Annotated in this window: 12 protein-coding genes; 7 read left to right on the forward strand and 5 right to left on the reverse strand. The window is 61.2% G+C overall.

Annotated features, from left to right (window positions below; all coding sequences use genetic code 11):
• Nucleotides 1-28: 28 nt before the first annotated feature.
• Nucleotides 29-2404, forward strand: a complete 2376-nt coding sequence (locus ACR0NJ_RS10645; protein WP_480817106.1) for a mechanosensitive ion channel domain-containing protein — start codon at nt 29-31, stop codon at nt 2402-2404.
• Between the two features lie 97 nt (nt 2405-2501).
• Here the strand turns inward: ACR0NJ_RS10645 and ACR0NJ_RS10650 are convergent, their stop codons facing one another.
• From ACR0NJ_RS10650 to ACR0NJ_RS10670, 5 genes are read right to left on the reverse strand one after another with little or no spacing between them, the layout of a single operon-like run.
• Nucleotides 2502-3845: a CoA transferase gene (locus ACR0NJ_RS10650; RefSeq protein WP_480817107.1), complete on the reverse strand. Its 1344-nt coding sequence runs from the start codon at nt 3843-3845 to the stop codon at nt 2502-2504.
• Nucleotides 3842-4996 (reverse strand): ABC transporter permease, encoded by a 1155-nt coding sequence (locus ACR0NJ_RS10655; RefSeq protein WP_480817108.1) that lies wholly within the window; start codon nt 4994-4996, stop codon nt 3842-3844. The genes ACR0NJ_RS10650 and ACR0NJ_RS10655 overlap by 4 nt, the downstream gene beginning before the upstream one ends.
• Nucleotides 4993-6021: an ABC transporter permease gene (locus tag ACR0NJ_RS10660; RefSeq protein WP_480817109.1), complete on the reverse strand. Its 1029-nt coding sequence runs from the start codon at nt 6019-6021 to the stop codon at nt 4993-4995. The genes ACR0NJ_RS10655 and ACR0NJ_RS10660 overlap by 4 nt, the downstream gene beginning before the upstream one ends.
• Before the next feature lie 13 nt (nt 6022-6034).
• The gene (locus ACR0NJ_RS10665; RefSeq protein ID WP_480817110.1) at nt 6035-7945 is read right to left on the reverse strand and encodes an ABC transporter substrate-binding protein; all 1911 of its coding nucleotides are present in this window, start codon (nt 7943-7945) and stop codon (nt 6035-6037) included.
• Complete coding sequence (locus ACR0NJ_RS10670) at nt 7938-9710, reverse strand: ABC transporter ATP-binding protein (protein WP_480817111.1); 1773 nt, start codon at nt 9708-9710, stop codon at nt 7938-7940. The genes ACR0NJ_RS10665 and ACR0NJ_RS10670 overlap by 8 nt, the downstream gene beginning before the upstream one ends.
• A gap of 231 nt (nt 9711-9941) precedes the next feature.
• On the opposite strand from ACR0NJ_RS10670, the gene ACR0NJ_RS10675 reads away from it, so the two are divergent.
• The 6 genes from ACR0NJ_RS10675 to ACR0NJ_RS10700 all read left to right on the forward strand — a co-directional run bounded on the left by ACR0NJ_RS10675 (nt 9942) and on the right by ACR0NJ_RS10700 (nt 17117).
• Nucleotides 9942-10439, forward strand: a complete 498-nt coding sequence (locus ACR0NJ_RS10675; protein WP_480817112.1) for a class I SAM-dependent methyltransferase — start codon at nt 9942-9944, stop codon at nt 10437-10439.
• A gap of 11 nt (nt 10440-10450) precedes the next feature.
• Nucleotides 10451-11080 (forward strand): glutathione S-transferase family protein, encoded by a 630-nt coding sequence (locus tag ACR0NJ_RS10680; RefSeq protein ID WP_480817113.1) that lies wholly within the window; start codon nt 10451-10453, stop codon nt 11078-11080.
• Between the two features lie 111 nt (nt 11081-11191).
• Entirely contained in the window at nt 11192-13594 is a 2403-nt protein-coding gene (locus tag ACR0NJ_RS10685; RefSeq protein WP_480817114.1) for a GcvT family protein, read from the forward strand.
• 2 nt (nt 13595-13596) lie between these two features.
• Nucleotides 13597-15141: a trimethylamine methyltransferase family protein gene (locus ACR0NJ_RS10690; RefSeq protein ID WP_480817115.1), complete on the forward strand. Its 1545-nt coding sequence runs from the start codon at nt 13597-13599 to the stop codon at nt 15139-15141.
• Nucleotides 15142-15816 (forward strand): TetR/AcrR family transcriptional regulator, encoded by a 675-nt coding sequence (locus tag ACR0NJ_RS10695; protein ID WP_480817116.1) that lies wholly within the window; start codon nt 15142-15144, stop codon nt 15814-15816.
• A complete protein-coding gene (locus tag ACR0NJ_RS10700) occupies nt 15813-17117 on the forward strand; it encodes an NAD(P)/FAD-dependent oxidoreductase (RefSeq protein WP_480817117.1) in 1305 nt (434 codons plus the stop codon). The genes ACR0NJ_RS10695 and ACR0NJ_RS10700 overlap by 4 nt, the downstream gene beginning before the upstream one ends.
• Nucleotides 17118-17159: the final 42 nt, after the last annotated feature.

A 17159-nucleotide genomic window follows, 5' to 3' on the forward strand; every position in this document is an offset into this window, starting at 1 on the left:
CGGTGACAGGAAATGGATGCAAGACCTTATGAAATTTAAACATCTGGCCGGGTTACTGCTGACGTTCTGGACCCTTTTGCTGGCGTATCCGGCTGGGGTGATGGCGCAGACGTCGTTGATTCCGGGGTACACTACCGGGTCAAGCACCGACGCCGAAACATCGACCGACAGCGATCTGGCAGCGGCGATCCGCGCGGCAAGCGAGGCCGGTGCCAGCGTTATCGTGATCGACAGCGGGGGGCAGGTGGTGTCCGCGAACACCCAGGGCGGTGCCCAGTCGGAAGACGAGGCATCCGACAACCCGATGGGCGGTGGCTCGCAACTGATGAAGGCGCAGGAGAGGTTCACGAAGTTCCGGGAATCAATGGCCTCACGGATGGAGGCCCTGCCGTATTCGGTGTTCGAGGTGCAGTATGTCCTGCGCCAGACCAGCCCGGATGGCCGCATCCAGACCTATGTCGAGGTGTTGGGCTGGAACGTCCTGTTCCTGCTGCTGGGGCGGTGGCTGTCCACCGAAATCTACGGAAAACGGTTTGCAAAGCGCTGGGTCGTGGCCCGCAGCAAGGAAAATCCGCAGGGCTATCGCGAGAAGATGCCGTTTCTTGTGTTCCGCTTCCTGATGGGGATCGGCGGGACGATCTTTGCGATGTTGATGGCGCTAATCGTGGGATATGTGTTCTTTGGCGAGGCCGAGGATATCTCGATCCAGTTCACGGTGACGGCGATCTTCACCGCCTTTTTCCTGTCGCGCACGGTGTCGGACCTGTGGAGGATGGTGCTGTCGCCCTATCTGAGCCAATATCGCTTGCCGCCCTTTTCCGACCGAAACGCTAAACGGCTGTATATCTGGGCCTCGGCTCTGGCGACCTATGACATCTCGGTGGTGATGTTCTCGACCTGGGTGGCGGATTTCGGGCTGAACTACAATGTCTACGCCATGGTCTATGGTGGTCTGACCATGTTTGGCGCGTTGGGGAACGTCCTGATGATCCTGTTCAATGCCCGCGCCATTTCCAACGCCATCCGCGGAGGGCGGGCCCCGGATCAGGTGTCCTGGATTTCGCGCCTCATCTCCTACGCCTGGGCACCGGTTTTGATCGTCTACATCGTTTTCAGCTGGTTCAAGCTGGCGGTCGATCTGGTTCTGGAGAACGAGAACTCGATCCCGATCGTGGCCAGCAGCTATGCGATCTTCATGTCCGTCGTCGTGGCCTATGGGGCGATGAACTACCTGCTCGAGCGGTATTTTGACCGCAACCGGCAGATGGAAGAGATCAATGCCGAGGCTGAGCCCGACGGGGATGAACCCGTTGAGACGGAAACCCCGGAAGCCGAGAAGCGAAAGCACGCGATCCTGACATACGAGGATCTGGCACGGCGCGTGGCGGGCATTTTGGCCTTTGTCGTCGGGCTTTATGCGGTGGTGGTGATCTGGAACCCGAACGCAAGCTGGAGCGAGGATTTACCCGTCGAGCGTGCGCTGGACGTGATGGTGATCCTGTTCATCGGCTACATCCTGTTCCATTTCTTCCGCATCTGGATCGACAGCAAGATCGCCGAAGAGGTGGATGACGGAACCGATGCCGAACTGGGTGACGAAGGCGGCGAAGGCGGGCAGAGCCGGTTGGCGACCCTGCTGCCCTTGTTCCGAGGGGCGATTCTGGCGGTTGTTGTCGTGACCATTGTTCTGATCGTGTTGATGGAGATCGGAATCAACGTCAGCCCGCTGTTTGCCGGTGCCGGTGTCGTCGGTCTCGCCGTCGGGTTTGGCTCGCAAACGTTGGTGCGTGACATCTTCTCGGGCGCGTTCTTCTTGTTGGATGATGCGTTTAGGAAGGGGGAATACATCGACATTGGCGATGTGAAAGGGACGGTCGAAAAGATATCGGTCCGTTCCTTCCAGTTGCGCCACCATCTGGGTGCGCTCAACACCATTCCCTTTGGAGAGATCAAGGTGCTGACCAACTATTCCCGCGACTGGGTTATCATGAAACTGCCCCTGCGGGTGACTTATGACACGGATGTCGAGAAGGTGCGGAAGCTGATCAAGAAACTGGGCCAGCAATTGCTGACCGACCCGGTGATTGGCGAGAACTTTATCCAGCCGCTGAAATCGCAGGGCGTGATCGAGATGCAGGACTCGGCGATGATCATCCGGGTCAAGTTTATGACCAAACCGGGCGATCAGTGGCTGGTGCGCAAGAAGGTCTATCAGGAAATCCGTGAGCTGTTCGCCCGGGAAGGCATCCGCTTTGCCCACCGTGAAGTGACGGTACGGCTGGCTGATGACAAGGACCCCGAAGACCTGTCGCCGAAACAGCGCGAGGCGGTGACCGGCGCGGTTCAGGCTGCGATTGACGAGGATTATCTGGACGATATCGGCCCCGGAGGCGACGACCGCTAGGGGCCCCTCCCGCCCCTTTGAGGTGCGTCTCTGACGAGACGCAATCCAAAGCGTTGGGCCGCGCCGCGCGTGCCGCGCGGCGGGTGCGTCAGGAGGGCTAGGGCCACTCCGGTTTAGAAGCTCCGAGTTTCTGGGCGGGCAAATCCCAGCGCATTTTTGTTTCACCCACGGTAAGGGCGGGTTTCAGGCGCTGGCCGGGGCCCCAGCCCGATGCCTCGGAGGCGGGGGCGAAGTCGGTGGGTTCGGCCGCGCCGATCTCATCGCTGCCGCCGGACTTGCTGAGCCGGGCCAGAAGTTCCGCAGTGCGGGCCAGCGACAGATGGGCGTACATGACCGAATTGCCCGACGCGGCCTCGGCCAGAGCCGACAGGACGGCGGCGGCCATCAGGTAGCCGGTCGCGTGATCCAGCGCCTGAACGGGCAGGGGCGTTGGTTTGTCGGCCTGGGCCCAATCCATCCCTGCATGGGCTATTCCGGCGCTCATCTGGACCAGACTGTCAAAGCCGCGCCGAGTTGACCACGGGCCTTGCCAGCCATAGGCGTCTAGCGTGACCTCGATCCGGTTGGGGGCAAGCTCGTCGCGTTTGGCCTTGGTCAGTCCCAGCGCGTCCAGAGCACCGGGGCGGTAGCCGTGCACAAACACATCCGCCTGCGCCAGCAGGTCCTGCAGCCGCTCAAGCCCCTTTGATGATTTGAGGTCCAGATAGGTGCACCGCTTGCCCAGAGAGATATCGGGTATGACGCCGGGCTCATCCCAATCCGGGGGATCAACCCGCAGCACATCCGCGCCGAACCCGGCCAGCGTGCGGGTCGAAACAGGCCCGGCCAGCACGCGGGTCAGGTCGAGCACACGTAACCCGGCCAAGGGGCGTGCTGAGGTGGCCTGAGGCCGGTCCCGCAGCGAAACCGGGCGCGGCCCCTGCCAACTGATCAGCGGATCGCGCGAGACGGCGCGGCCCTGCGGATGCTCCAACCACTCGGTCCGGCTGCGCATGGCAGCGGCAACGCCACCCTGCGCCACAACCGCGTTTTCCAGATCGGTGATCTTCCACGACCGGACGGCTTGCGTCACCGCATCGCGATCCGCCTGCGTGGCAAGAACGTTCAGAGCTGCCGCGCGGTGATGCGGCAGGTTTGTGTGCAATCTGATCCATCCGTCTGAGGCCCGGTAATCCCCGGCAATCGCATCCCACAAGCTGGGCATATCCCACCCGTCGGGGCGGAATGAAAACCCATACCACAGCGAGGCCAGACGGTGATCGACAGAAACCTCGACCTCTGCGTCCGTCAGGTTCAGGGCTTTCATCAGGCGGGCCAGTTCCAGACCGACCGCCGCGAAGCTGGCGGTTGCCAGTTCCGATACGGCAAAGGCGCTGGGCAGGACACCCGAGCCGGTGGTCTTGTAGCTGTCCGTGGCGGGAAGGGACGCAAGCAGGCTCATTGCTGATAGGGGTCCAGACTGTCGCGCAGACCGTCGCCAAGGAAGTTGAACGCCAGCACCACCACGATGATCGGCAGCATCGGGATGGCCGTCCACGGGTAGATCTCGATCGAGGCCAGGTTCTGTGCATCGTTCAGCATCACGCCCCAGCTGACCGCGGGGGCCCGAAGCCCAAGGCCAAGGAAGCTGAGCGCCGTTTCCCCAAGGATCATCGCCGGGATCGACAGGGTGGCCGAGGCGATCAGGTGAGACATGAAGTTCGGCAGCAGGTGCTTGCGGATCACCCGTCCGGAACTTGCGCCCATCATCTCTGCCGCACGCACGTATTCCTCTTCACGCAGCGACAGGAACTTGGCACGCACGGATCGCGCCAGTCCGGGCCAGTCGAGGATGCCGAGGATGATCGAGATGATGAAGAATACAGCGACGGGGCTCCAGTTTGACGGCACAGCGGCGGACAGCGCCAGCCAGAGCGGCAGTTCGGGCAGCGAGCGCAGGATTTCGATGACCCGGTTGATGACCCAGTCGATGCGCCCGCCGAAATACCCGGCCATCGAGCCAAACAGGATGCCGAGGAAGAAGGACACCGAAATCCCGATCAGGCCCACGGTCAGCGACAATTGCGCCCCGTAAAGAATGCGGCTGAAGATATCGCGGCCCAGCCGGTCAGATCCCCACAGGAACAGCGTTGACCCCTCGGGCGCGCAGAACAGATGCTTGTCCGTCTTGATCAGGCCCGCCAGCTTGTATTCCGAGCTTGCACAGAAGAACCGGATGCGCTGAGGGTTGTCGGTGTCGGGGACAAACTTCCACTGGAAGGTCTCCAGATCGGCCTCGGCTATGATGGGATAGACATACGGTCCGACGAACTCACCCTCATGAAACCAGTTCACCGATTGGGGCGGGGCATAGAGGTGCTCTCCGTTACGGTCATTGGGGCCGTAGGGCGCGATGAAACCAGCGAAGGGCAGCATCAGATAGCAGAACAGCAGGAAGATGCCCGAGATCAGGCCCAGCTTGTGCGTCTTGAATTTGCGCCAGACCAGCACCCAGTTCGGTGCGTCCAGATCGGCGCGCTCCAGTTGCTGAACGGATGCCTCCGGGTCAAACGGGGCGTCATCGACATAGCGATCGTCGGGGCGGTCGGTCATGCTTCGCGCCCCTCATATCGAATGCGCGGGTCCAGCATGACCAGCAGGATGTCGGAAATCATCGTGCCGATCAGCGTCAGCAGGGCGACGAACATCAGGATGAAGGCCGACAAGAACTGGTCCTGTGTCTTGAGCGCGGTCAGCAGGGTCGGGCCGATGGTTTGCAGACCCAGAACGACCGAGACCAGAACCGAGCCGGACACCATCGACGGCAGCAGGTTGCCGATATCCGCCACGAAAGGGTTAAAGGCCACGCGCAAAGGGTACTTTGTCAGCATCCGCGATGGGGCCATGCCCTTGGCGATGGCGGTTTCCACGTAAGGTTTGCCAAGCTCGTCCAGCATATTGGCGCGCAGGCGCTGCATCATGGCCGACGCGCCTGAGGTGCCGATCACAAAGGTCGGCACAATCAGGTGAATGAGGATGGATTTGAGCTTGTCCCAACTCATCGGCTGGCCTTCGAACCGGGGGTCCATAAGGCCGCCGATGGGCAGGTTGAAATATTGGTGGCCATAGTAAAACAGGATCAGCGCGAGCAGAAAGTTCGGGGTCGCCAGACCCAGATAGCCCACAAAGGCCGAGGTGTAGTCAATCCATGTGCGCGAGCGGGCAGCGGCGATCACCCCGAGCGGCAGGGCAACCGCATAGACAAACAGGATCGCCGCCAGATTGACGACCACGGTCAGCCAAAGCGTGTCGCCGACGATTTCCGAGACCGGGCGGTCGAACTCAAAAGACCAGCCGTAGTTGCCCTGCAGCAGCCCGGCAAAGCCGTGCGGGCCGGGCCAGAAGCCCATCCAGATCAAATATTGCTCCCACATCGGGCGATCCAGCGCATATTCGGTGCGCAGGAACTCGGCCTTGGCCACACCAGCGGACTGGCCCGAGGCCTGCAGCTCGGCGATCTGGTTGCTCAGATAGTCGCCGGGCGGCAGGTTGATGATCACGAAGACAAGCACAGACACCACCAGCAGCGTCAGCAGCATCGTGAAAAAGCGGTACACCGCATAGCGCAGCATTATCATTTAGCTGCTCCTGTCAGTCGGCGAAGAAGAACTCGTCCGGTCGGTGTATGCCGAAATGCGCGCCGGGGTCCCAGGCCCACATGGCCTCTTCCGGCACGTTGCGCAGGCGGTTGGAGATGACAATGGGCTGTGGTGCGCCGTTCAGGATGCCGATGGCGTAAAGCTGATCGGCGTGGATGTTCAGCATCTCGGTCCAGGCGGCGGTACGCTCATCATCAGTTGTGGCGATTTCCCAGTCGTGGGCCAGGGTCATTAGGCGTTCGGCCTCGGGCATATCGGGGGCTTCGCCAACCTCGCCGCCGGTCTGGTAATACTGACCCCATTTGGGCCAGGCCAGAAACACCTGATCAGTCGGCGCCAGATAGGCGGGTGAGGTATGCGCCTGCGGGATGCCATCATCCCAGCCGAACCAGACCGAGGCCATCGTATTTCCCGCAAATACCCGGTTGCGCAGAATATCGCGGTCCAGCGGGCGCATCACCAGTTTGACGCCGACATCCCGCCAGTTATCCGTCACGATCTGCAGGGCGTTTTCGACCTCTTGCCGTTCGCCTGCGGTTTCGATCACCAACTCCATCGGGCGGCCATCGGCCAGCAACCGGATGCCATTCTTGTCGCGCTGATCCAGCCCTGCTTCATCCAGCAGAGCGTTGGCCTGTTCAACATCGAACTCCGCCCAGGCCTGCGCGTTTTCTTCGCTGTAGAAGGGTGAGGCGGGCAGGACCGACATCGCGCCCGGCTTGGCCAGTTTGAAATACAGTGCCTGATTGATCGTCTGACGGTCAATGGCCAGCGACAGCGCACGGCGCACGCGCACGTCCCGCAGCACATCCCGCCAGCCTTCATCCGAGAAGTTCAGGTTGGGATAAATCGCGATCTGCGAGGCTACGCCGGTTTTCCACAGCAACGTCTTGTAGTTGCCCTGCGCCTCGCCCTTTTTCAGGATCGAGGCATCGCGGAACGCTAGCCCACGGCCCTGCAGATCGCTTTCCCCTGCATTGGTCTTTGCAGCGACCAGACCGGGGGCGACGATCTCCATCTCGACAACGTCGATATAGGGCAGTTGCACCCCGTTGGTGTCGATGCGGTGGTAGTAGGGGTTGCGCACGAAGTTGTGGCGGATTTTCTTGCCCGAGCTTGCGTTCACCCAAGGCTGCAACGTGGGCAGTTCGTGGTTGTCGAACTTATACAGGTTGTCCAGCTTGTTGTGCAGCGCGGCCCAGCTTTTGACGCGGGCATCCTCGACCAGAAAGGCGATTTCTTCGGGGTCGGCGAATTTCTCATGATACTGTTTCAGGAAGGCAGCCGGGCGGTAGATGAAAGGCGGACGCGCCTGTGCCAAAGACTGCAGGAAATCGGGGTTGGGGTCGGCCCATTCAAAGATCACTGTGGTCTCATCAGGGAAAGACACGGTCGGCGCTTTGCCCTCGACAACAAGGAAGTCAGGCGGGCCGGAGGGGCTGAGCATTTCGTTGTTCGCCACATCCTCCCACCAGTACCGGAAATCTTCCGAGGTAAAGGGTGACCCGTCGGACCATTTATGCCCTTCGCGCAGGTTCAGGGTGAATTTCCGGTTGTCTTCGTTTTCGAACGACTCCAGCAGGTCGGGGACGATTTCATAGTTTTCGTCGAAGCCAACCAGCCGTGCATAGCCGTAAACGACCATCTGACGAATATCCTTGGACCGCGTAACCATCGTGCGCAGCGTCCCGCCGGGCGTTCCGAACTCGCGCCCTTTTGCGGCTAGATCGACGACCAGGGGCTCTTTCGGCAGGCGCTCTTCCACAGGGGGCAGATGCTTGGCCTGTACTTCAGACGCCCAAAAGGCGTTTTCCTGCGGGGTCGGTAGCTCTGCCGTGGCGGGCAGCATCCATGCTGCCGTCAGCGCAGCGGCAAGGATCAGGGGGTGAGTGGTCTTAAACATGGCAACGTACCTTATGGCCCGGTTCCAATTCCACCAGTGAGGGTAGCACGGTGTCAGAGAAACGAAAGGCTTCTTCCCAACTGTCCGGCGAACCGGCACCCAACGAGACCATCTTGAGGTCGATCGGGCGGTTGATGTCGGGTTCTGGTTGAGCGGCAATCAGCGCCTTGGTGTAGGGGTGGCGCGGATTGTAGAAAAGTGTTTCGGGTGGGGCCTGTTCCACGACAAGACCTCGGCGCATCACCGCAACTTCGTCAGCGATGCGGGCAACGACCGCAAGATCGTGCGAGATGAAAAAATACGACAGGTTCAGGCTGTCCTGCAGGTTTTCCAACAACGTTAGGATCTGTTCCTGAACCGAGACATCCAAGGCCGAGGTCGGTTCGTCACAGACAATCAACTGCGGGTCCAGCATCATTGCCCGCGCGATCGACAGGCGCTGGCGCTGCCCGCCGGAAAACGCGTGCGGATAACGTTTCAGCATGTCGGCGTTCAGACCGACGCGCTGCAGCATTTCGGCCGCCTTGTCCCGTTGATCTGCGGGGGAGCCGATGCGGTGAATCTCCAGCGGCTCGGTCATGGCGTCCTGAATGCGCATGCGTGGGCTGAGGGAACTGTAGGGGTCCTGAAACACCATCTGCGCCTTGCGCTGAAAGGCGGTGCGCTGCTCGCGGCTCATGCGGTGGACGGGGATCGGGTCCGCGCCGGGCTCGGTCCGAAACAGAATCTCTCCACCCGGATCGGGCAATTCGGCACCCAGCGCGATGCGGGCGGCGGTGGTCTTGCCCGAGCCGCTTTCGCCGACAATTGCCAGCGTCTTACCACGCGCAAGGTTCAGGTCAACGCCGCGACAGGCGTGGATCTCTTTGTCGGATTGCCAGCCCTTGCTGGACCGCATCGTATAGGTCTTGGATACGCCCTTCATCTGCAGGATCAGGTCTTCGTCGGGCATCGGCAGGCCGACCGCCTCCTGATCCGGAATCTCGGGCGCGGCGTCGAAAAGCTGCTTGGTATAGGGGTGCGCCGGGGCGGTCAGGATCGGCGCGGCGGGGCCGGCCTCCATCACCCGGCCCTTGTGCATGACCACCACCTGCTCGGCCATGTTGGCCACAACGCCCAGATCGTGGGTGACAAGGATCAGCGCCATTCCCGTCTCGCGCTGCAGGTCCTTGATCAGCCCGAGAACCTGCGCCTGTGTGGTCACATCCAGCGCCGTCGTGGGCTCGTCCGCGATCAGCAGCTCGGGCTTTGCCACCATTGCCATCGCGATCATGGCGCGCTGACGCATGCCGCCCGACAGTTCGAACGGATACGAGTCATAGGCGCGCTGCGGGTCGGGGAAACCGACGCGCTCGAACTGTATCAGCACCTCTTTGCGGGCCTGCGCCTCGGACATGCCGCGATGCAGCCACAAGACTTCGGACACCTGATTGCCGATCTTGTGCAGCGGCGACAGCGACCGCATCGGTTCCTGAAAGATCATTGAAATCCGGTTGCCGCGAATGCCGCGCATTTCCCGTTCGCTGATTTGTGTCAGATCAGCAAGACCCTTGGAATCGTTCAGAGTTATTGCACCGCTGCGAATCTGGGCTGTCCGGGGCAGAATGCGCAAAGCTGCCCGGCACGAGATGGTCTTGCCCGATCCCGATTCCCCCACAAGCGCAAGGGTCTGCCCGGCATCGACATCAAAATTCACGTCTTTGACCACAGGTTCCCCTGCGCCAAAGCCTATGCTGAGGTCTCTGACGGACAACAATGCGCTCATACGGGTCTTCCACCCGCCGGGCCGGTCGGTGACATCGGCTATCAACTCCCCGTGATTTTTTGCTCAGTGTCGCGCGGTTCTGCCTGTGTAGTCAAACCCGTTCTTTCGTTGAAACGTCGCGGGAATGTGAAACCTTGGCCTTCACGGCTACACAAAGTCTTGAGTTTTTGTCATCTAGGGCAACGACAGCCAGATCTATGCTGGCCATTGGTATCAAGGAGAGAATTCCCCGTGTCCGAGAATCAAAGCCGTCTGGATCTGTTCATCGACCGCATGGTGTCGCAGCGCGCCTGTCTGGATTATGCGATTGCGCAGACGTCCAGCATGACCGGACCGGTGTTCGAACTGGGTCTGGGCAATGGCCGGACCTATCATCACATGATGCAGCATATCCATGACCGCCCGGTCTTTGTGTTCGAACGCGCCGTCGCCTCACACCCCGATTCCACCCCGCCCGAGGACCGGGTCATTCTGGGTGACGTGCGCGAAACTTTGCCTGCATCGGTTGATCGGTTCGGGGCGACCGCCAGTCTGATCCATGCCGACCTGGGCGGGCATAACCGCGAAAAGAACGATGCGTTCGCGCGGTTTGTGTCCCCACTGATCGAACCGCTTTTGGCGGAAGGCGGGCTGATGGTGTCGAGTGACCGGATGTATTTTGACGCGTTGACCGAACTGCCCCTGCCTGAAGGCGCGGTCGACGGGCGCTGTTTCATCTATCGCCGTTAAGGAGGCCGCCGATGATCTTCTACGACTGCTCAACCGCCCCCAACCCGCGCCGCGCCCGAATGTTCATCGCAGAAAAAGGGCTACAGGTTGAGACCCGCGACATCTCCATCGCCAAGGGCGAGCATTTGAGCGCCGCGTTTCTGGCCGTGAACCCACGTGGCACGATCCCGGTTCTGGTGACGGATGAGGGCACGGCGCTGACCGAAAATCTGGGCATCGCGGCCTATCTGGAAGCGCGCTTTCCCGAGCCGCCCCTGATGGGCCGAACCCCGGATGAGAAGGGTCTGGTTCTGATGTGGAACACGATTGTCGAGCAACAGGGCGGCGTGCCAATCGGCGAGGCCCTGCGCAATTCGCATCCTGCCTTCGCAGACAGGGCGATTCCGGGGCCGATCAACTACGCGCAAATCCCCGATCTGGCCCAACGCGGTCTTGAGAGGACCAAGGCGTTCTTTGACCTGCTGGAAAGCCGGTTGCAGGACAGCTCTTTTGTTGCGGGTGACACCTTTACGCTGGCTGATATCTCGGCCTTTGTGTTTGTCGATTTCGCCCGGGTTATCAAAATGCGGATCCCCGAGGGCAACACTGCCACTCAGGCGTGGTTCGACAAGGTTAAGTCTCGCCCCAGCGCACAGCTATAAAACCTGCCGAAAGGGGTGCCGGGATTCCACGAACGGCACTGGACAGAAATGTCTAGACAGAAGTGAACAGTGCGTCTAGCGTTCCCGGCGAGTCATGCAGGGGAGTGCAGGATGAAATCTCAGTATCGCGTTGTGGTCATCGGGGGTGGCGTTGTCGGTGCCTCGGTTCTGTATCATCTGGCCAAGTTCGGCTGGTCCGATGTGGTCATGCTGGAACGGCGACGTCTGGCCTCGGGATCGTCTTGGCATGCGGCGGGCGGCATCCACGCGCTGAACGCCGATCCGAACATGGCGTCCCTTCAGGCCTATACCATCGACCTGCTCAGCGAGATCGAGAAGGAATCGGGCCAGAATATTGGCTTGCATATGACCGGAGGTTTGACACTGGCCGGAACGCCCGAACGGTGGGAGTGGCTGCAGGCGAACTATCGCATTTTTCAATCTATCGGCATTGACGATTGCGAATTGCTGTCCCCGGAAGAGGCGCAGAGACGCTGCCCGATCATGTCCACCGACGGCGTGCTGGGCGCGATGTGGGCGGATCGCGAAGGATACATCGATACCACTGGCACAGTGCAGGCCTATGCAACGGCAGCCAAGAAACGCGGCGCTGAGTACTATGAGGAAACCAAGGTCGAAAGCCTGACGCAAACGGCTGACGGTTGGGAGGTTGTAACCGACAAGGGTACGATCATCTGTGAGCATGTGGTGAATGCTGCGGGTCTCTGGGCCAAACAGGTCGGGCGCATGGCCGGGGTCGAACTGCCGGTCTCACCGTTGAAACATCACTATCTGATCACCGATACAGTGCCCGAGGTTGCGCAGGCGGATTTTGAGATGCCGATGACCGTGGACCTCGAAGGCTTCACCTATATGCGGCAGGACCAAAAGGGCGTTCTGGTTGGCATATACGAGGTCGACCACGAACACTGGGCCATGGACGGCGCGCCGTGGACCTATGGCGAGGAACTGTTTCAGGAACAACTCGACCGGATCGAGAACGAATTGACGCTGGGCTTTGAACGCTACCCGTCGATCCAGAATGTCGGCATCAAGACATGGGTGAACGGCGCATTTACCTTCTCGCCGGATGGCAACCCTCTGGTCGGTCCGGTGCCGGGCAAGCGCGGCTATTGGTCGGCCTGTGCGGTGATGGCCGGGTTCCTGCAGGGTGGCGGCGTTGGCAAGACGCTGGCCGAGTGGATGATCCATGGCGAGCCTGAGGCGGATGCCTGGCCGATGGATGTGGCCCGTTACGGGGATTTCGCGCAGAACAAGCGGTACATCCGTGAGACGACGGGGCAGTTCTATTCCCGTCGCTTCGTGATGACCTATCCGAACGAGCAACTGCCCGCAGGCCGTCCGCTGAAAATGGCCCCGGCGCATGACGCGATGACTGAGGCCGGGTGCAAATGGGGCGTCAGTTGGGACCTCGAAGTGCCGCTGTATTTTGCGCCGAAAGGGTTCGAAGAGACGCCGACGCTGAAACGGTCAAACGCGCATGACATTGTGGCCGAAGAATGCAAGGTGATCCGCGAGGGCGTCGGCCTGATGGATATCTCGGGCTTTTCGCGGTTCGAGGTCACCGGCCCGAATGCGCAAGCTTGGTTGGACAAGATCATGGCCTCGAAACTGCCTGCGCCGGGTCGGGCCAAGCTGGCTCCGATGCTGGGTGAGAACGGACGGCTCAAGGGCGATCTGACCGTGCTGAACTGGGGCGATGGCACCTGGTGGATCATGGGCAGCTACTACCTGCGTGCCTGGCATATGCGCTGGTTCGACGATCACATGATGGACGGTGTGACCGTGCGTGATCTGGGCGAAGAATACTGCGGGTTCGCCTTGGTTGGACCGAAGTCGCAGGCGGTGGTCGAGAATCTGGCGGAACAGGATATCTCGGGCCTGAAATTCATGGGCTGCGGCGATTTCGATATCGGCCTTGTTCGTGCCCGCGTTGCCCGCATGTCGGTGACGGGCGAGAAGGGCTATGAGATCAACTGCCGCTATGGTGACCACATCAAACTGCGCCGGATGCTGCTGGAGGCTGGGGTCGATGAGGGCATCCGGGAATGTGGCTTCAACGCGATGCTCTCGACCCGGTTGGAAAAGAGCTTTGGCATCTGGTCGGCGGAATTCACGCAGCTCTATACGCCCGGAATGACCGGCATGGACCGCTGGATCGACTGGGGCAAGGACTTCGTCGGCAAAGAGGCGGCACTGGCGGAACGTGACGGCAACGGACCGGCGCAGGTTCAAGTGACGCTCGAGGTGGATGCGCTGGATGCCGATGCCAGCGGCTATGAGCCCATCTGGGCCGAAGGCGAGCGTGTCGGGTTTGTGACCTCGGGCGGCTACGGGCATTACACTGGCAAATCACTGGCCATGGCGCTGGTCAACCGCGACAAGGCCGCCCCCGGAACCGAAGTCTCGGTTCATGTGGTGGGCGTTGAACGGCCCGCGCGTGTCATTGCGCCCTCGGCCTATGACCCGCAGGGCAAGGCGATGCGGGGCTGACGATGCTGTCGCAAACCTCAGAACGCGGACGGCGGCGACGCGGGCGCGAGGCCGCTCCGCCCGTCAGCCGCAATGTGAACTATCGCCATCTACGGAACCCCTTCCCGCAGATGGAAGTGTTTCCGGCCGATCAGATCGCGGACATGCACGAAACCGCCCTGCGCACCCTGCAAGAACTTGGGGTCAAAGTGCTGCTGCCCGAAGCCCGCCGCCTGTTCGAAAAGGCAGGCGCGAAGGTGGTGGAAGACAGCGAGATGGTCTTCATCGGGCGCGATCTGGTCGAGGCTGCGGTCGCCTCGGCCCCCAAATCCATTGAATGTCGCGCCGGTGCGCGCGATCGCGATTTCACGCTGGAACTGGGCAGTCTGGTGTTCCAGCCCGGCGCGGGTGCCCCGAATGCCACTGATCTGGAACGCGGACGGCGGCCCGCGACGGGGCAGGATTATCTGGAGTTTCTGAAACTCACCCATCATTTCGACGTGTTCCAGATGATCTCGCCGCAGGTCGAGCCTCAGGACGTGCCGACCAATCTGCGCCACTATTTCACGACCAAGGCGCAGATGGAGTTGACGGACAAGTTCCCGTTCTTCTTCTCGCGCGGAACGCCGCAGGTGATGGACTGCTTTGAGATGCTGTCGGTAGCGCGGGGCCTGTCCGACGATGAATTCCGCGCCAATCCGCATTCCTACACGATCATCAACACCAACAGCCCGCGCACGCTGGATATCCCGATGGCGCAGGGGCTGATCGACTTTGCCCGCCACGGCCAGATGTCGATCATCACCCCGTTTACGCTGATGGGCGCAATGGCTCCGATCACCGTGGCCGGGGCGATCACATTGTCCCATGCCGAGGCTTTGGCGGCGCTGACCCTGACGCAACTGGCAGGGCCGGGCGCGCCGGTGTGTTACGGGACCTTCACCAGCAATGTGGATATGAAATCGGGTGCGCCCGCGTTTGGGACGCCCTCGCATTTCCAAGCCTCTCTGGCGGCAGGGCAACTTGCCCGCCATCTAGGTTTGCCGTGGCGATCAGCGGCGGGGTCGGCGGCGAATATCAACGATGTGCAAGCCGCCAACGAAAACCAGTTTGGCCTCTGGGGCTGCCTGATGGCTGGCGCGACGGTGATTATCCACTCTGCGGGGTGGCTTGAAGGGGGGCTGACCGTGTCCTTCGAAAAGCTGGTCTGCGATGCCGAGGTGCTGAACATGGTCGCCGAGCTCTGCGCCGGGGCGCAGGCCGGAACTGCCGAGATCGGGTACGATACCGCGCTGCGCGAGGTTGAACCCAGCGGGCATTTCTTTGCCTCAAGCCAGACGATGGAGCGTTATAATACCGAGTTCTACGAACCGCACGTGCATGACTACGCCAATTTCGGCACATGGACCGAGCGGGGATCGGTTGACGCTAATCACCGGGCCACGGGCGTCTGGAAGGACATCGTGAACAACTTCAAAGCCCCGCCCGGCGACAGTGACCGCCTGGGTGCGCTGCATGACTTCATCGCGCGCCGGACCGCCGAGGGCGGCGCGCCGCCGGAGAGCTGAATGAACACCAAACCGATCCTGCACCGGGACGATCCCGAGGCCGAACCTCTGGTCGGCAACATCAAGGTCACGCGTGACGACTGGCTGAATGTGGCGATGGATGTTCTGATCTCGGACGGGGTGGACCAGATCAAAGTGCTGAACCTGGCCGAGCGGATGGCCGTGTCTCGGTCGTCTTTCTACTGGTATTTCAAGTCCCGGCAGGAGCTTCTGGACGCGCTTCTGGCCCGCTGGCAGGCAACCAATACGGCGGCCCTGATCGCGCAGGCCGAAGCTCCGGCAGGTACGATCACCGCTGCCGTCTGCAACGTGCACCGCTGCGTAGTGAATACCGATCTGTTCGACACAGCGCTGGACTTTGCCGTCCGCGACTGGGCGCGTAAATCGGGCAAGGTGCGGCGCGCGCTGGATCAATCCGACGCGCGGCGCTTGCAGGCGCTGCACGCCATGTTCGCGCGCTATGGCTACCCCGAAGTTGAGGCCGAAACCCGCGCCCGCGTCCTGTACTACATGCAGATCGGATACGATCTTGCGCAACTGAACGAGCCTATGGAAACGCGGCTGTCGATGGTGCCGCACTATCTTTACGTCTTCACCGGTGTCGAACCCCGACCCGAGGAAGTCGCGGAATTCAGCGCCTATTCAAAGCGCTATTGGGAAGGAGACACAGAATGAGCCAACCAGACGCCATCATCATCGGCACCGGGGTGATCGGGGCCGCCATTGCATTCGAAATGGCCAAGGCCGGATGGAAAACCCTGTCGCTGGATCGCAATGCGCAGGTCGGGCATGGCTCGACCGCCGGGTCCTGCGCGATCATCCGGATGCATTACTCGACCTTCGATGGCACGGCCTTCGCGTGGGAGGGCTATCACTACTGGCGCGACTGGGCCGATTACCTGGGCCTGCCTGCCGAGGCCAATCTTGCGCAGTTCCGCGAAACCGGGTGTCTGGTCATGAAGACCGAGGCCAACGGGCTGCTGGAAAAGCACATGCACAACAGCGCCGATTTGGATTGCCCGTTCGAGGAATGGTCGCCCGAGAAGATCACCGAACGCCTGCCGGTTTACTCTCTGGACAGTTTCACCCCGCCCAAACGTATGGATGATCCGGAGTTTGGCCAGACCAACGGTCGCAAAATGGCGGGCGGCGTGTTCTGGCCGCAGGCGGGTTATGTCACCGATCCGGCCCTGTCGGCGCAGAACCTGATGGATGCCGCGAAACAACACGGGGCCGAGGTGCGCACCGGGGCCGAAGTGGTTGAGATTCTGACGGATGGCGGCAGGGTTTCCGGGGTGAAACTGGCCTCGGGCGAGGAAATCCACGCCAAGGTGGTCGTCAACGTCGCGGGCCCCGGATCGGCGATCGTCAACAAGATGGCAGGTGTTCTGGATGACATGACCATCGAAACCCGCCCCCTGCGCCAAGAAGTCGTCCACGTGCCCGCGCCCGAGGGGTTCGACTTTGAGAACGACGGCACCATCGTTTCGGACAGCGACATCGCCTGTTATTGCCGACCCGAGCATGGCAACCACATCCTCGTCGGCTCGGAAGACCCGGAATGCGATCCGCATCAGTGGTGCGAGGACGATGTGAACTACAATCACGACTTCACCGATCAGTGGACCACTCAGGCGATGCGTTATGCGCAACGGGTGCCCAGCCTTGGGATTCCGTCCAAAACGCGCGGGGTAGTGGACCTGTATGACGCCTCGACCGACTGGATTCCGATCTATGACCAATCCAGCCTGCCGGGGTTCTACATGGCCTGCGGCACCAGCGGGAACCAGTACAAGAACGCGCCGATTGCGGGCAAGATGATGGCAGCCCTGATCGACTATTGCGAGGGCGGGGCGGATCACGACACCCAGCCGCTGCAATTCGAGTTGCCCTATATCAAACGGACCATTGATGTCGGCTTCTATTCGCGCAAACGGCCCATCAATGAGGAAAGCAGTTTCTCAGTGCTAGGCTAGCCGAGACCCGGAAATGCGCTAGGTGTCACGGGGTCTGAAACG

It is taken from the genome of Ruegeria sp. F11 (assembly GCF_056533855.1).

Excerpts from the sequence above, each read along its gene's own strand:
- ACR0NJ_RS10645 (WP_480817106.1), top strand. The coding sequence starts at position 29 with ATGAAATTTAAACATCTGGCCGGGTTACTGCTGACGTTCTGGACCCTT.
- ACR0NJ_RS10650 (WP_480817107.1), bottom strand. The coding sequence starts at position 3,845 with ATGAGCCTGCTTGCGTCCCTTCCCGCCACGGACAGCTACAAGACCACC.
- ACR0NJ_RS10655 (WP_480817108.1), bottom strand. The coding sequence starts at position 4,996 with ATGACCGACCGCCCCGACGATCGCTATGTCGATGACGCCCCGTTTGAC.
- ACR0NJ_RS10660 (WP_480817109.1), bottom strand. The coding sequence starts at position 6,021 with ATGATAATGCTGCGCTATGCGGTGTACCGCTTTTTCACGATGCTGCTG.
- ACR0NJ_RS10665 (WP_480817110.1), bottom strand. The coding sequence starts at position 7,945 with ATGTTTAAGACCACTCACCCCCTGATCCTTGCCGCTGCGCTGACGGCA.
- ACR0NJ_RS10670 (WP_480817111.1), bottom strand. The coding sequence starts at position 9,710 with ATGAGCGCATTGTTGTCCGTCAGAGACCTCAGCATAGGCTTTGGCGCA.
- ACR0NJ_RS10680 (WP_480817113.1), top strand. The coding sequence starts at position 10,451 with ATGATCTTCTACGACTGCTCAACCGCCCCCAACCCGCGCCGCGCCCGA.
- ACR0NJ_RS10685 (WP_480817114.1), top strand. The coding sequence starts at position 11,192 with ATGAAATCTCAGTATCGCGTTGTGGTCATCGGGGGTGGCGTTGTCGGT.
- ACR0NJ_RS10690 (WP_480817115.1), top strand. The coding sequence starts at position 13,597 with ATGCTGTCGCAAACCTCAGAACGCGGACGGCGGCGACGCGGGCGCGAG.
- ACR0NJ_RS10695 (WP_480817116.1), top strand. The coding sequence starts at position 15,142 with ATGAACACCAAACCGATCCTGCACCGGGACGATCCCGAGGCCGAACCT.
- ACR0NJ_RS10700 (WP_480817117.1), top strand. The coding sequence starts at position 15,813 with ATGAGCCAACCAGACGCCATCATCATCGGCACCGGGGTGATCGGGGCC.